This window comes from Plantibacter lichenum (assembly GCF_050587525.1).
In the GTDB taxonomy this organism is placed as follows: domain Bacteria; phylum Actinomycetota; class Actinomycetes; order Actinomycetales; family Microbacteriaceae; genus Plantibacter.
The window spans coordinates 161,525-176,864 of the sequence record NZ_JBOBFT010000001.1; the positions used below are offsets into that span (position 1 = coordinate 161,525).

Sequence of the window (15,340 nt, forward strand, 5' to 3'; positions counted from 1 at the left end):
AAACCAAGCTTGAGCCTGCTTGCCGAGGCTCGAGGAGCGCCTCTGCTTAACTCCCACCGCTGGTGATCGCTCGCGGGCGAGTGCCAGTCAACGCGATCCCACGCTTACGAGCCCACGCGCTCAATCCGCACGATCACCGAGCTCATCGCCCAGTACGCATCAGCCGCGATCCCGTCTTCCTCCATCGTCCAGAAGCCCTGCTGGCCCACTGAACAGTGTCGGATCTCGTGGAGCGGGCGCTCCCTGTCGTTGACGGTTCGCGGCGCGTCGAGTGCGCGGCGCCGCTCGACTGTTCTGCGGTCGAGATCGAAGAGGTAGGACGAGCCGCTGGCGGTGTGGACGAAATACGAGAAGCGCGAAGATGTGTTCCCTTTTCTCGGGTTTCGACACATCACCGGGCCCAAGAAGTGGGCGCCGTTCCAGCGCGCACGGTTCATCGCCCAGCTAATTGACGACGACAAGGACCTTAGCGAGATCGAGGACCTCGTGGGAGACACGGGGCAAACAGTCAAGAAGCTCTACCAGGACTACGTAGTTTTCGAGCAGGTAAAAAAGGATCTCGAACTACCGGAACGCCCAATCCGTGAAAGGTTTTCACTGCTCGAGGTCACCCTCGGACAGCGCTCGATCAAGACGTTTCTCAACATTCCACGCCGGCTCCCAGTCGAGCGAGTCGATGCTCTGGTCCCAGACGACCATCTAGACCAGCTCGAAGAAGTTGTCACTTGGGTCTTCGGATCCGACGAAACCGCCCCTGTCATCTCTGACTCGCGTGCGATCACGAATCGGCTTGCGCCGGTATTGGCCAGCGAGACCGCGACCGCCTACCTTCGAAAGACACGTGATGTTGAAGCCGCCTACGAGTTCAGCGACGGCGAGAAAGCATACCTGCTCAAGCGCGTACAGAGCGCGGAACGTGCCCTCCGCGATGTGGCCAGCTTGATAAGCATCTACCGCACCGATGATGACATCGTCTCGGGTGTCGCCCGTCTTGCTCAGGTCGTTGAGGGCCTCAGCGCGGTGGTAGATGCCGAGTGAACATCAGCCCCGCTTTCCCCGTAGGGTCCGCTCCGAGCGCATCTGAGGTTGCCGATTGGTGTGAATGTGTCGCGCTCCTACAGGGCCGGGACCTGAAACGCGGCGACCTGAAATCGGTGATCTCGCGCGAGGACATTGGAAACCCCGATCTCCTCAAGCAGCAGACTTGGCAAGAACTTCGAAACCGACAGGCTCTGTACGGCGACGGCTGGCCACTCTCGATCACCGAAACGCGGCTGGTTCCGAACCAGGACGCTGACACTGACGTCGTGATGCTGCATGCCTACTTATGCCTCTTGGCTCTCGGCGAGATCGACGCTGAAGACCGGACGCTGTTCGAGGAGCTCATTCGTCACTTGTTAGCCCTCCGCTTGGGTGGCAGCGTGGTGCGAGTCGGACATCCCGCGCGGGAAGGAATGCCTAAGTCCTTTCGGAAGCGAATCAAGGACTATGCCAAGGCGTCCAGCCTCACCAACCTTGAGGTGTTTAACGAACCACTACCCAAGGACAAGGACCTTGGAATGGACGTCGTCGCGTGGCTTCCATCCATCGACAACAGGAGCGGATACCTACATTTCCTTGTGCAATGCGCCACCGGCAAGAACTGGGATGAAAAACTCTCGGATATCAATCTCGACGTGATTGCGTCCCATGTCAAGTGGGCCGTACACCCCGTCCGCGTGTTCTATGTACTCAGCGTAATTTCGGTTCCGCAGCCTCAGTGGATTCGCTACTCGCAACGTGCAGGTTGGATCATGGACCGTCCACGATTGCTCCAACTGTCAGCGGGGTTTGCGATGTCCACCGAGCTTCGAGACGAAGTTGGCGCGCGGCTGGTCGACCTCTGCGCCTGAGCCAGCTGTGCCGGTCCTGTGCCGGTAACTCCGTTGCAACCACCATCAACCAGCCGCGACCAACCATGACGACTTCCGTGGAGTCACGCGGTTAACCGGGGCGAACAGGTGCCCGTCAGCCCACCGCAACTATCTCATAATCGTGAGGTCAACCGGAGACCACATCAGGGCAAAACAAAAGCGGCCCACCGAAGTGGACCGCTTTTCAAAATGTGCGCCCGAAGGGATTCGAACCCCCAACCTTCTGATCCGTAGTCAGATGCTCTATCCGTTGAGCTACGGGCGCATTGCCTCGCGGTTTCGATGTGAACATCAGCTCCGCAGGCCAGAGTAGAGCCTATCGCACGTCGGGCGAGACCGCCAATCGAGCGTTCGCGTCGGGGTGTCGCGGGGCCCTTCGACAGGCCCAGGGACCAGGAAGGAACGCCCTTCGACAAGCTCAGGGACCGGGAAGGAACGCCCTTCGACAAGCTCAGGGACCGGGCTCACGGCGCAACCGACCGCGCCACACGGAACCCGACATCATCGATGCGCAGCCCCGGATAGCTCCCCCGCCGCACCGACGCCCGGCAGCTCCAGTGCTGGTCGTACCACCCGCCACCGCGCATCGCCCGGTACGTGCCGTAGCGATCCGCATCGGCGAAGTCCCAGCACCACTCCCACACGTTCCCCAACATGTCGTGGAGACCCCACACGTTGGGTTCCTTGCCGCCGACCGCATGCACCTGCTCGCCGGAATTCTCCCGATACCAGGCGATCGCATCGAGCTCCCCATACCGTGGCCCATCCGAACCCGCCCGGCACGCTCGCTCCCACTCGGCTTCGGTCGGCAAACGGTACCCGTCCGATGTCGGATCCCACACGATGTCATCGCCATCGCGCGCATAAGCGGCCGCGAAGCCCGCCTGCGTGGACAGCGCGTTGCAGTACTCGATCGCGTCCCTCCACGAGACGCCCTCGACCGGCAACAGGCCACCACGCGTCGACGCCGGCCATGCCCCCGTGACGGCCGCGTACTCCACCTGCGTGACCGGCGTGATCCCGATCTCGAAGGTTGCGACATCGGTGTCCCACGTGCGCCTGCTGCGTGCGTCATGAAGGGTGACGCCGCCTGCGGGAATCGTGACGGTGCGCGGGGCGATGGCGAGGGGCATGGGTGCACCGTACCTGCGGCGGCGAGGCGGGAGGCGATTGTTACGAGGGGCGGTTTGGCGGGTGGCGCGCAGCGATGCACGAGGACGCGACGAGTATGCTGCGGCGCTCGGGCAGGAGGTCGGGTCGGGGTTCAGATTGTTGGAGCGAACCCTTCGACAGGCTCAGGGACCGGAGGCAGGTCGGTCGTAGACCGATTGTCGAAGCGGGCGTCGGATTGACGAACTCGACCCTTCGACAGGCTCAGGGACCGGAGGTGCGGCACGGCCACGGGACTCAACCCGCAGCTCGGGCGGCTAGGCTCGGACGGCCACCCACCGAAAGAGCCCCCGTGACCATCGCCCCACCCGCCGGACCGGTCCGCCTCGGCCCGAACCCCGTGCTCCGCAACGCCGCGTACCTCCTCATCCTCAGCCTGCTCGCCGGCATCGCCCTCGCACTCGTCGTGCAGCCCTTCTACGGGCAGGATTTCGGACGCGTCGTCATCGTCTCGGCCATCCTGTTCGTGGTCATCGTGGTCGTCATCATGGTCCTGGTCGGCCGGGCGTATCCACCGGTCGTCGTCGACTTTGCGGCAGGCACGTGCACGCTCAACGGGACGACCGTTCCGCTCCGCGACGTCACGACCGCATGGCGCAGCCTCCAGCGCGACCCGCTCGCGCTCAACGTGCTGACGCTCACTATCGAGACGTCCGGCGGCGAAGCAGGCCGGCTACCTGTCACCGGCGTCCTGATGCGTGGCATCCGCGAGCAAGACGTCCCGACGCTGGAGCGCTTCATCACGGAGACGTCGATCGCCGACCCCGACGCTGCGACCATCCGATCCGCCGCACTCGCCGCGACTGCTTCGGGCTCCGGTCGTCGCCGCAGTCGCAAGCCACGTCCGCCGCGCATCCCGATGGGCAAGGCTGCGATCATCGCGATGCTGCACGACGCCCCGTCGGTCCTCGAGGCCGATACCAGCTACTCCCCGCGCTAACCCCTCCGCGCTTCTGGCTCATCGGTGGCCAGATGCTGACTGGGGCGTCCACGAACCGCAACAGGCCGCCAACGAGCACATGCGGTGAGGCACGCGCACGCGGCACGGGCCACGCGACACGCGACACGCGGTTCATCGGCGGCCACCTGCGGTCCAGGGCGATCACGAACAACACTTGGACACCGACGAGCGGCCATTGGCACGCGAGGTGAGGCTTCCCGTCGTTCAGACCGCCCGAAAACAACCGGAAGCCTCACCTCGGCGGCCGCCGGGCGCCAGCGACGTCGTCGACGGCGGCCGAACACATCGAACGAAGGGGCTTGTCGCGCACCTAACTTAATGCCTTAAGCTATCGGCATGAGCTCGCGCCCTTCACTGTCGAACGCACCCGCCCTCGAACGCCTCCACGCCAACGCCCTCCACAACCTGCTGGACCTCAACACCGTGGAGACGCCGGACGGCATCCCCTTCATCAGAGCAGGCGGAGGCTATGCGGAACCGTGGACACGCGATGCCTCGATCAACAGCTGGAACGCAGCGAGCCTCCTCTCCCCCGACGTTGCGCGATCCACCCTCGAACTCGTCTGCGACGTCACCGCCGACGGCGAGCGCATCGTCGCCCAGGACGACCAGTGGTGGGACCAGATCGTCTGGATCACGGCCGCCTGGCGCCACGTCCTGCGCACGGGCGACGACGCCTTCGCGCGCGACGCCAGGCACATCGGACAGCGCACCCTCGACCGACTCCACGCAGAACGATTCGACCTCGCGACCGGGCTCTACCGAGGCCCGGCCCTGATGCAGGACGGCATCTCTGGCTACCCGTCACCACCCAACGAGCCGACCATCACGAGCTCTTTCGTCCTCGACTACCCATCCTCCGCGGCACTGTTCTCCTTCTCGACGAACCTCTCCTACGTCCTCGGGATCGAAGCGCTTGCCCGACTGCACGAGTCGGCAGGCGAGCCTTCCACCGAACTCCTCGAACGCGCCGCAGCACTCCGCGCAGCGATCGATTCCGCGTTCTGGAACGAGGACGGACGGACGTACCGGTACCTGTTGTCCGGCGACGACGACGCGTGGCACGAGAACGCACCGCATGTGGAGCTCGCGGGCCTCGCCCTCGCGATCGAATCCCGCCTGTGCTCGCCTGAGCGCGCAGCGCACCTCCTCGAGACGACGCATCGGGAGCCCTACGGCTACGTCAACGTGTGGCCGCACTACACCGATCGCTACTCGGAATCGCACCCGGGCCGGCACAACGCGATCCTCTGGCCGATGGTGATGGGGATGTGGGGCAGCAGCGCGGCGGAAGCCCGCCATCTGCCGACGTTCGATCAGACGCTCACCGACTTCCAAACGCTCGTCGACGGCAGCGACGGCGCGTTCTTCGAGGTCTACAACGCGCGCGACGGAAGCGTGGACGGAGGCTGGCAGATCAGCGAGGTCTGGACGTCGTTGCCGAATCAGACCTGGTCCGCGACGGCGTTCCTCAAGCTCGTCCACGAGGGCCTCTTCGGGCTGCGATTCGAACCGGACGGCCTCCGATTCGAACCGCTCGTCCCGGAACGGTTCGCCGATGCACGACTGCACGACGTCACGTACCGATCCGCTGAGCTCACGGTGACGCTCGTCGGCCACGGCGCGCGTGTCGAGACGATCCGGATCAACGGCGCCGACGTGGATCCCGATGCCGCGATTCATCTGTCGGCGACCGCGATCGGCCCGCAGGACGTCGTCATCACGATGCGCTGACACGTCGGCGTCACAGCACGCGGCGCGGGCCCGTGGCGGTCGTGGGCACCGCGCACCTGCGCCCGACACCCGATCCGTGCGGCGTCCACGACCCCAGACGCTGCATGGTCCTGTTCACAACTCAGGAGCGTTTCGGCGTGTCGGGGCGTGAGGGCGGCGTGTCGGGCCCGACACGCCGAGGGTCTCCTGAGTTGTGAACAGAGCAGAGTCGGGGAGGGCTCGCACTGGCAGGATGTTCAGCGGGCGAAACGCAGGGTAACCAGCTGGAACGACCGGAGGACGAGGTCGATCACGACGGCAGGACCGAGGTCGGGGCCGACGGCAGGACCGATGTCCGGGCCGCCACCAGGACGGAGGTCGGGGCCGACGGCAGGACCGACGTCCGGGCCGACGGCAGGACCGACGTCGGGGCGCACGGCAGGACCGAGGTCGGGGCACACGGCAGGACCGACGTCGGGGCGCACGGCAGGACCGATGTCCGGGCCCACGGCAGGACCGATGTCGGGGCCCGCGGCAGGACCGATGTCCGGGCCCACAGCAGGACCGACGTCGGGGCCGACGGCAGGTGCGGCCGGAACGGGAGCGGCTCCAGGCCCGAGGTCGCGCTCGAGGAGATCGACCTCGGTGACGCGAGACGCGGGGAAACCGGCAGTCACCGTCGTCGACGCACGCGAGCCGAGCGACTCGTAGAGCCGCACGATGACATCGCCGCTCCCGTCCTCCGCGAGCTTGACCGCCTCGACGATCACCGCGGGCGACGAAACACTCACGAGCGGAGCGACGGGTGCGACCGCCCGAACCACCCGAGCGGGAAGGTTGACCCGATAGCCCTCTTCGACGGCGTCGCCGAGCGATGCGCAGGGCCGGACCGTCACGAGCATCCGATGCTCGCCTTGGTCGGCGAACGGGTCGGGGAACGTCGGCCCGCGCAAGAGCGACAGTCTGACCGTCGTCACTGTTCCAGCACGAGCACGAGCACCAGCACCAGCATCAGCATCAGCATCAGCATCAGCACCAGCATCAGCACCAGCACCAGCATCAGCAGCAGCACGAGCACCAGCAGCACCAGCACCAGCACCGGCACCAGCAGCAGCACGGACCTCCGCACCCTGCCCCGCAGCGGGGGCTGACGTGACATCGTGCCCGTACGTCGAGTCGTTGGAGACGGCGACGCCGTACCCCGGCTCGCCGACGTGCACCCAGCGATGCGCGCACACCTCATACCGCGCGGCGTCCCATGAGGTGTTGGTGTGCGTCGGCCGGAACACATGCCCGAACTGCGTCTCCGCGGCGAATTGGCCGGCACGCAGGTCGAACGGGAACGCGAGCTTCAACAGCTTGTGCGTCTCGTGCCACGACACCCGGTTGTCGATCTCGAGCGACGGGCTGCCGGGGCGGAGCGACAGGTGCTGCACGATGCGCGACGCACCGAACGATCGTGTGACCGTCACCGTCGCAGCGCCCTCGACGAGAATCCCTACGACCGACTCGCACGCCACGAGGTCTCGACCGGTGCGCCGGTAGTGCGCGTCGATGTCCCACGCGTCCCACTGGTTCGGGATGTCGCGATGCAGCTGCAAGAGGTTCCCCGGCTGCCCCGCCGGCACCGCGTCCCGCCCGCTCGCGTGGTCGATGAGCGATGCGAGGAGCCCTCGCCGATCGATCCGCGCGCGGACGATGCCGTTGTCGAGCACGAAGCCGTCGGCGTCCTCCTCGATGGTGGCGGCCGGATCGTCCGCGTCGATGCCCGCCTCGGCGAGTGGCCCGATGCCGAGCGAGGGGACACCGGATGCTGCATGCGGCCTCGCGTTCGCGAGCATCACCGTCCGCTGCGCCCCGTCCACCCCGTCCGACCCGCCCGCGCCACCCGGAACACCACCCCCGAGCACTCGCAACGCCTCTGCGATGATCCGCTCCGCCCGTGCCCCGACGGCCGCGTAGTTCCGTTCGGCGTCCTGATGCACCCACGCGATCGAGCTCCCGGGCAGGATGTCGTGGAACTGCTGCAGGAGCACCAGCCGCCAGAGCACGCGCAACTCGTCCTGCGGGTAGACGGCACCGCATCGGACCGCGGCCGTGGCCGCCCACAGCTCGGCTTCCCGCAGCAGGTGCTCGCATCTGCGGTTGCCCTGCTTCGTGCGGGCTTGCGAGGTGAAGATGCCGCGGTGCAGTTCGAGGTACAGCTCGCCCACCCAGACGGGCGGATCCGGGATCTCTGCCTCCGCCCGTTCGAAGAACGCGAGCGGAGAGTCGATCGACACGGCGGGCGAGCCCTCGAGTGATGCCGTCCGTTTCGCCGCCGCGAGCATCTCCCGTGTCGGGCCGCCTCCGCCGTCGCCCCAGCCGAACGGCACGAGCGACACCGTGCCGGTGCCCTTCTCGCGGTAGTTCGCTTGTGCGTGCGCCAGTTCGGTGGCGCTCAGTTCGGAGTTGTACGTGTCGACGGGCGGGAAGTGCGTGAACACCCGTGTGCCGTCGATCCCCTCCCAGAGGAAGGTGTGATGCGGCATCCGGTTGGTGTCGTTCCAGGAGATCTTCTGGGTGAGGAAGTAGCGCGATCCGGACGCGGCGACGATCTGCGGGAGGGCGGCGGAGTAGCCGAAGGAGTCCGGCAACCACACCTCCTGCGTGTCGATGCCGAATGCGTCCAGGAAGAATCGCTTCCCCTCGACGAACTGCCGCGCCATCGCCTCACCGCCCGGCATGTTCGTGTCCGATTCGACCCACATGCCGCCGACCGGGATGAACTGCCCACGGGCGACCGCCGCCTGGATCCTCTCGAACAGCGCCGGGTAGTGCTCCTGCATCCAGGCGAGCTGTTGCGCCGAGGAGCACGCGAACCGGAATGTCGGGTCGGCTTCGGCGAGTGCCAGGACGTTCGAGAACGTGCGGGCGCATTTGCGGATCGTCTCCCGCACGGGCCACAGCCAGGCGGAGTCGATGTGGGCGTGTCCGACGGCGACGATCTGATGCGCACTCGCGTAGGCGGGCTTCGCCAGCGCGGGCTGCAGTGCCTCGCGACCGGCCGCCGCCGTCCCCGCGATGTCGTCGGGATCGACGACGTCGATCATGGCCGCGAGCGCGTTCAGGAGCTCGGCGCGACGCGGCAGCTCGACGGGAAGCGCCCTGGCGAGGCCGAGGAGCGCGACGACGTCCTGCTGCAGTTCCCACACGGTGACGTCGCGGAGCCGGAGCTCCAGACGACGCAGGGTGTACCCCGGCTCCGAGCCCGCCGTCGCGCGGTCACCGAGCGGGGTGGGATCGAAGGTGTACTCGCCGGCGACGTCCGGGTTCGCCGCCGCTTCGATGAGGAGGTCCACTGCCGCCTCGTCGACGGGCACCCAGGCGTTGCGCGGTGAGATGGCCTTGACGATGCGGCCGTCCGGGCGATGCACAAGGCCTTCGGCCTGGAATCCGGGCCGGTCGTCGAACCCGAGATCGACGACGAGTTCGACGGCCGTGCGACCCGACGCGAGCTCGTCGCCGAGCTCACCGCCGAGCCATCGGAGCGGCACCTCGCCGCTGACCCTGATCCACACGGTGTCCCAGGGCGCGCCCCACCGATCGCCGACGGCCATCGCCGAGTACTCGGCGGCGACGGCCATGGCGAACGGCACCGGTTCACCGCCCACCCGCCACTGCGCGAGCCGCACGGGCGCGGTCTCCCGGTCGATGGCGGGCACGAGGAGACGGAGGAACTTCTCGATCCGCCCCTCCACGAACACGGCGTCGTTGTGCACGGCGAACGTCCTTCTCTCCGACCGATGGGATCGGGCGGCCTCACTCTGACGGGTTGCGGCGGGCGGCGGATCGCCCTGGAGGGATCGACCCGAGCGGATCGCTCCGGAGGGATCGACCCGGGGCGATCAGCCCTTCACCGCGCCCGCGATGGCGGAGATGATGTACTTCTGCGCCACGACGAACACGATCACGATCGGGATGAGCGACAGGATGCTCGCCGCGGCGAGCCCCGTCCAGTTCGTCGAGGACTGCCCGATGAACGCGTAGAGCCCGACGGGGATCGTCCGCAGATTCGGCTGCCCCAGCGTGAAGATGAGCGGGAGCAGGAAGTCGTTCCACGAGGAGATGAACGTGAACAGTCCGATCGTCGCAATCATCGGTTTCGAGAGCGGCAGGATCACTCGGAAGAACGTCTGGTTGTAGCCGGCGCCGTCGATCTTCGCGGCCTCTTCGAGCTCGAGCGGGACCGTCCGGAAGAACCCCATGAAGAGGAACGTGGAGAAGATCAGTCCGCTGCCCACCTGCACGACGATCACGGAGAAGAGGCTGTTGAGCAGGCCCAGGCGGGTGATGAGGTCGTAGACCGGGATCATCGTGTAGCCGCTCGGCAGGAAGAAGGTCACGGCGATGACGATGAGGATGATCCGGCGCCCCGGGAACACCGTGCGGGCGAGCGTGTATCCGGCGGCGGCTGAGATGAGGACGACGGAGACCACGGTCACGACGGTGATGAAGAGCGTGTTGAAGAAGTACTGCGAGAAGTTGGCGTCGTTCCAGGCGGCCGTGAAGTTCGCGAGTGCCTGGTCGCCGAACGAGAGACCGGCACCGCCGCTCAGGAACTCGGCGTTGGACCTCGTGGACCCGGCGAGCGCCCACAGCAGCGGGTACACCCAGGCGAACCCGAAGACGAGGAGCACGACGTGCGTCAGGAGACGTCGCAGCCGTCCGGCGCCGCGAGGACTGCGCGTGCGAGCCACCCGTGGGGGCCCTGCGGGGCCGTCAGCACCGGCCGCCCCCACCCCATCGGCGGTCCCGAAAGGCTCTGAGTGCTGGATTGTCTGGACGCTCATGCGGTCGTGACCTCTCCGGTCGGTTGCGCCCGACGGCGCATGCGTCCGAGCACGATGGCTTGGACGGCGGCGATGGCGATCAGGAGGAGGCCGTAGAGGAACGCGGCCGACGAGGCGAGCCCGACGTCGGGAGTCACCGGCACACCGCCGCTGCCGGCGCCGCCGAAGGCCATCTGGTAGATGTACGTGTTCACGACGCTCGTCGCGAAGTAGGGGCCGCCGCCGGTCAACACCTGCACGAGGTCGAAGACCTGCAGGCTGCCGATGATGGCGAGGAAGACGATGATCGGTCCGATCGTCGCGAGTCCGGGGATCGTGATGTGCCGGAACAGTTGGAACCACGACGCCCCATCGATCCGACCGGCTTCGTACAATTCCTCCGGGATGGTCTGCAGCGCCGCGAGGAAGTAGATGAGGTTGTAGCCGAGCGTGTTCCAGATGCCGATGGCGATCACCACGCCGAGCGCGGTCTTCGGGTCCGCGAGGAGGCCGAGTTTGGTGCCGAAGACCTCGCCGAGCCCTTGCCCGAAGTTGGAGATGAGCAGCTGGAAGATGACGCCGATGATGGCCGGTGACATCACGGCCGGGAGGAAGAAGAGGGACCGGTAGAAGGTCGAGAAGCGCAGTTTGCGGTCGTTCAGGACGACCGCGAGGACGAGCGCCAGGAGGAGCTGCACGGGGACGAGCACGGCCGTGTAGATGAGCGAGTGGGTGACGGCTTTCCAGAAGAAGTCGTCGTTCATGACGTTGACGAAGTTCGTCAGCCCGACGAACGCGGACGGCGAACCGATGCCGTCCCACTTGAACACCGTGTAGACGAGCGATGCGCCGATCGGGTACAGGACGAACGCGCCCGTCAACAGGACGAACGGCAGCAGGTACAGGTAGGACCACCGCGCGCGGACGAGCGTGGCGAGCAGCCCGGGGTGGCGCCCCGTCCCGCGCGTGGGCGCGGAGACGGGGGCCGTCGGTGCAGAGGTCAGTTCCCTGGTCACAGTTTCGGGTACTCCGGGATGTCGTAGGCGTAGTCGGTCGTGGGGTCCCAGTCGGCGAAGGTGTAGTCCTTCTTGGAGACCTTGGCGCCGGCGGCGACGGCTTCGGCGATGCCGGCGTCCAGTGCCGCATTGGAGGCGTCGCCGAGGGTGACGAGCGCCCCTTTGACATCGGTGATCTGTTCCGTCAGCACACCGACGATGACGTCGCGGAGCCCCGGGGTGACGCTCGCGGTCTTGACGAGGCGCACGTCGGGGTTGAGGATCGCGGGCGACGGGGCGCGGCGTACGAGGTCGACGAGCGACGCGTACTCGCCGAACTGCTTCGACGAGATCTTCGACGGATCGTTGTTCTCCGGGTGCACGGAGAGGTCGATGTTGTACTTCTGCGTGAACCTGGCACCCGCGTCCTTGCTCGCCCACCAGGAGAGCCAGGAGAATGCGGCGTCGGCGTTCTTCGTGTCGGAGCTGACCCCGAGCATAAAACCGCCGGGCGTCGACTGGAAGTAGCCGGCCTTCTTCTCGGTGGGGCTGATGAGGGTCGTGACGGTGAAGTCGGTGAATCCCGCCTCCACCCACGGGCTGATGACGTAGGAGCCGCCCACGGTCATGCCGTACTTGCCGCTCGCGAAGTTCGCCCTGGACACTTCGTCCGTCGCGGAGAGCGAGTCGGGGCTCAGGTACCCCTTCGTGTTCCACTCGGTGAGGAGGGTGATGAAGTCCTCGTAGGTGCTGTCGGTCCCGAACGTGTACTCGCCGGTCCGGTAGTCGGGCAGGTTGTAGCCGCCCGGGGCCCCGGCGCCGAGGACGAAGGTGTTGACCCAGGCGTTGAAGATCGCTCCGCCGTTGCTGCCGAGGCCGAGGCCGTAGACGCTCCCGTTGCCCTTCTTGCTGATGGCGGCCGCGTACTTCGTGACGTCGTCCCAGGTCTTCGGGATGAGCACGTCACCGCTCCCGTCGACGAGTCCGGCGTCCTTGAAGACCGTGTTGTTGATGTAGAGCTGGAAGCCGGGAGCGGTTGCCGTGACCGGGGCCGTGTAGACCTTGCCGTCGAAGACGTTGACGCCCTCCACGAAGGAGTACTTCGGGAAGGATTTGATCCAGGCGTCGTCGATGTGGCTGTTGAGCGGTGTGAGCCAGTCGCCGGCGACCTGGTCCGGGAGGCTCGGCACGTACGGGAGCATGTAGGTGTCCGGCAGCGTGTTGCTGCGCTGGGCGAGTGCGATGAGGTTCGCGTACTGGTCGAACTGGTTGAGCGTGCGGGTGACGGTGACGCCGGAGTTGGCCTTCTGGAAGAGCGTGATCTCGTTCTTGATCCACGGCTCCTGCGACACCCACCAGTCCCAGTGGGTGAGCTTCGCGGCTCCGCCCGTCGCGGTCGCCGCACCGCCGGAGGGCGCGCACGCTGCGAGCAGTCCCCCGAGGCCGAGGAGTGCCGCACCCGCGACACCGCCGCGGAGCACGGATCGGCGGGAGAGCACGTTGTTCGACACGGAGGCGAGGGCGCCGAAGGCGCTGCCTGGTGATGCGTCGGTTGTGGGCACTGGGTACCTTTCTCATCATTGAGGGGGAAGACGATGTCACATACCAAATCACTTAAGGCATTAAGTTGTCAAGCGATCGTGTGGGAATTCATGTGATCGTTGCCCGCCTGCGACCGCTACCGAGCAGGCGCCGCGGTGCTGCCACGGACGATGAGCTCCGTGTGCGACCCCCGCACGTGCTTCTTCGTCCCCGTCTCGATCGCGTCCAGGAGCGCCCGCGCGGCCAATCGGCCGTACTCCTCGATGTCTCGTCGAAGCACCGTGAGCGGAGGGCGCACGAGCGTCGACTCCGACTCGTCGTCCCACGCGATGACGGACACGTCCTCCGGCACCCGCACACCATGCTCCATCAGCGCGGAGACGAGCTTCACGGCCTCCGCGGAATCCTCGATCACGAGGGCCGTCACGGGCCGCTCCGGATCCCGAACGGCCGCGATGACCTCCTCGACCGTCGTGGCCCCGGCGCTGAACCGCTCGTCGTGCACCAGGCCGTGGTCCTTCATCGCCTTCGCGAACGCCCGACGCCGGATGTCCACGTGCAGGAAGAGCGGGTCGCCGCCGATCCGCACGATGCGGCGATGCCCGAGCCCCACCAGATGATCGACGGCCAGCCCCGTCGCGACCGCGTCGTCCGTCCACACCGACGACAAGGTCGAGCGCCGTCGCGCATCCCCCACGACGACCGCGGGCAGACCGAGCCGTTCGAGTTCCGCGATGCGCGGGTCGTCGAGCAACGGGTTCAGCATGAGGACGCCGTCCACCCGCCGCTCACCCAACCAGCGCTGGTAGACGCCGCACGCGGCATCGACGTCGTCGACCATGTGCATGACGAGGAGCACGTCCTCACGCCGCAACGAGTCCTGCAGACCGACGAGGAAGTGCCCCGTGAACTCGGCGGAGAGCGCCGGCTTGTCCGGGTCGTACTGGTTCACGATGCCGACGGCCGACGAGCGCGCCATGATGAGCGAACGCGCGGCGCTGTTGGGACGCCAATTGGCCGCCGCGGCGATGTCGAGGATGCGTTTCCGCGTCTCGTCGCCGACGCCTTCCCGACCGTTGAGCGCATAGGAGACCGCGCTCGTCGACACATTCGCCAGAGCGGCGATGTCCGCGATGTTCAGGCGCTCGGAGCCACCGGCCTTCCGTGCCGCCGCTGGCCGAACCCGAGGTGAAGCATCCTTCTTGTCCACCGCGTCAGCTTACTTGGCCGCCGAGTTTCCCGGCATCGATGCAACGACCGGTTCTCCGTCGGAGAGGAACGCGATCGTCGCCTGCTCGAACGCCGCGCGTTCGCGGGCCTCCTCCGGGTACGCCACGTGCCCCGCCGTGAGCGGGAACACCTGCTTGGAGTCCGGGAGCGCATCCGCGATCGACCATTGCCCGGCGGGTGGGACGAACGGATCGGAGAGCGCCGGAGCGATGAGCACGGGGACGTCGATGAACCGCGCACAGCTCGCGGCGTCGAAGTACGCGAGCACATCGAGTACGGCCGGGTCGTCGAGCCAGCGCAGGCGGACGGCCTCCCCGCTGCCCTCGCAGGGGATCGTGACCCGCACCGGATGATCCCCGAAGCTCGGGACGTCGACCACGGCCGAACGGATCCGCGGGTCCCAGGCCGTCGCCATGATCCCGATGCCGCCGCCGAAACTGCCGCCGATGAGATCGATGCGTCCGGCCACCCCTGGGACGAGCTCCTCGAGCGCGTCGATCGCGCACCACACGTCCTCGACGCAGCCGCCGTGGATGTACGTCGCGGTGGACTCGATGCCGTGCAGGACGTGCTCCGGCGCGGCCGCCGGGAGAGCAGGCGACAGGCTGAGCTCGCCGAGGCCTCTGGCGCACGGCCAGATCACGGCGGTGCGCGGCAGGTCCGGGTGGATGACGTCCGCCTCGGCCGTGCCGCCGTAGCCGTGGACGCGCACGATCCCGCGATCCACGACGCCGTCCGCCGGCAGGGTGATCCACGCACCGATCGTCACGTCGTCCGTCGAGGTGTACTCGAGCCGCAACCGGCGGACATCCGACGCGACGATCTCATCGGCGAGGATGCGAGGCCCGACCTCCACGGCGGTCGCCCTGCGCAATCGCGTGGTCCAGAACGACGCCAGGTCGGCGGGTGGGCTCGGCGGATCGGTTCGGGGACGGCTGACGGGAAGGTCGGTCATGGTGTTCAAGTCTTGCGGTCCTCCACGGATGAAGCGAATCGGGCTGGGTG

At 67.0% G+C, this 15,340-nt stretch carries 11 protein-coding genes and 1 tRNA gene; 4 read left to right on the forward strand and 8 right to left on the reverse strand.

Annotated elements, in window-relative coordinates; translation table 11 throughout:
* Nucleotides 1-333: 333 nt before the first annotated feature.
* Nucleotides 334-1,038, forward strand: a complete 705-nt coding sequence (locus tag ACQ3HB_RS00765) for a hypothetical protein (protein ID WP_430916842.1) — start codon at nucleotides 334-336, stop codon at nucleotides 1,036-1,038.
* Entirely contained in the window at nucleotides 1,035-1,892 is an 858-nt protein-coding gene (locus ACQ3HB_RS00770; RefSeq protein ID WP_430916843.1) for a hypothetical protein, read from the forward strand. Before ACQ3HB_RS00765 ends, ACQ3HB_RS00770 begins: the two co-directional genes overlap by 4 nt.
* A gap of 213 nt (nucleotides 1,893-2,105) precedes the next feature.
* Here ACQ3HB_RS00770 and ACQ3HB_RS00775 read toward each other — a convergent pair.
* Both ACQ3HB_RS00775 and ACQ3HB_RS00780 read right to left on the reverse strand, forming a co-directional pair.
* A tRNA-Arg gene (locus ACQ3HB_RS00775) sits at nucleotides 2,106-2,178 on the reverse strand.
* Nucleotides 2,179-2,377: 199 nt separating this feature from the next.
* On the reverse strand, nucleotides 2,378-3,046 hold the full coding sequence (locus tag ACQ3HB_RS00780) for a formylglycine-generating enzyme family protein (RefSeq protein ID WP_430916845.1): 669 nt from the start codon (nucleotides 3,044-3,046) through the stop codon (nucleotides 2,378-2,380).
* A gap of 329 nt (nucleotides 3,047-3,375) precedes the next feature.
* On the opposite strand from ACQ3HB_RS00780, the gene ACQ3HB_RS00785 reads away from it, so the two are divergent.
* A complete protein-coding gene (locus ACQ3HB_RS00785) occupies nucleotides 3,376-4,023 on the forward strand; it encodes a hypothetical protein (protein ID WP_430916847.1) in 648 nt (215 codons plus the stop codon).
* A 357-nt stretch (nucleotides 4,024-4,380) separates the two neighbouring features.
* Entirely contained in the window at nucleotides 4,381-5,778 is a 1,398-nt protein-coding gene (locus tag ACQ3HB_RS00790; protein WP_430916849.1) for a glucosidase family protein, read from the forward strand.
* Between the two features lie 236 nt (nucleotides 5,779-6,014).
* On the opposite strand, the gene ACQ3HB_RS00795 is transcribed toward ACQ3HB_RS00790, so the two are convergent.
* From ACQ3HB_RS00795 to ACQ3HB_RS00820, 6 genes are all read right to left on the reverse strand, one after another.
* The gene (locus tag ACQ3HB_RS00795) at nucleotides 6,015-9,518 is read right to left on the reverse strand and encodes an alpha-mannosidase (protein WP_430916851.1); all 3,504 of its coding nucleotides are present in this window, start codon (nucleotides 9,516-9,518) and stop codon (nucleotides 6,015-6,017) included.
* Between the two features lie 126 nt (nucleotides 9,519-9,644).
* Complete coding sequence (locus ACQ3HB_RS00800) at nucleotides 9,645-10,589, reverse strand: carbohydrate ABC transporter permease (RefSeq protein WP_430916853.1); 945 nt, start codon at nucleotides 10,587-10,589, stop codon at nucleotides 9,645-9,647.
* Nucleotides 10,586-11,584 carry a carbohydrate ABC transporter permease gene (locus ACQ3HB_RS00805; protein WP_430916855.1) on the reverse strand — a complete coding sequence of 333 codons (999 nt, stop codon included), beginning with the start codon at nucleotides 11,582-11,584 and terminating at the stop codon, nucleotides 10,586-10,588. Before ACQ3HB_RS00805 ends, ACQ3HB_RS00800 begins: the two co-directional genes overlap by 4 nt.
* Complete coding sequence (locus tag ACQ3HB_RS00810; protein WP_430916857.1) at nucleotides 11,581-13,125, reverse strand: ABC transporter substrate-binding protein; 1,545 nt, start codon at nucleotides 13,123-13,125, stop codon at nucleotides 11,581-11,583. The genes ACQ3HB_RS00805 and ACQ3HB_RS00810 overlap by 4 nt, the downstream gene beginning before the upstream one ends.
* A 116-nt stretch (nucleotides 13,126-13,241) precedes the next feature.
* Nucleotides 13,242-14,315 (reverse strand): LacI family DNA-binding transcriptional regulator, encoded by a 1,074-nt coding sequence (locus ACQ3HB_RS00815; protein WP_430916859.1) that lies wholly within the window; start codon nucleotides 14,313-14,315, stop codon nucleotides 13,242-13,244.
* Between the two features lie 9 nt (nucleotides 14,316-14,324).
* Nucleotides 14,325-15,290, reverse strand: coding sequence for an acetylxylan esterase (locus tag ACQ3HB_RS00820; RefSeq protein ID WP_430916861.1), 966 nt, complete (start codon nucleotides 15,288-15,290; stop codon nucleotides 14,325-14,327).
* Nucleotides 15,291-15,340 lie beyond the last annotated feature (50 nt).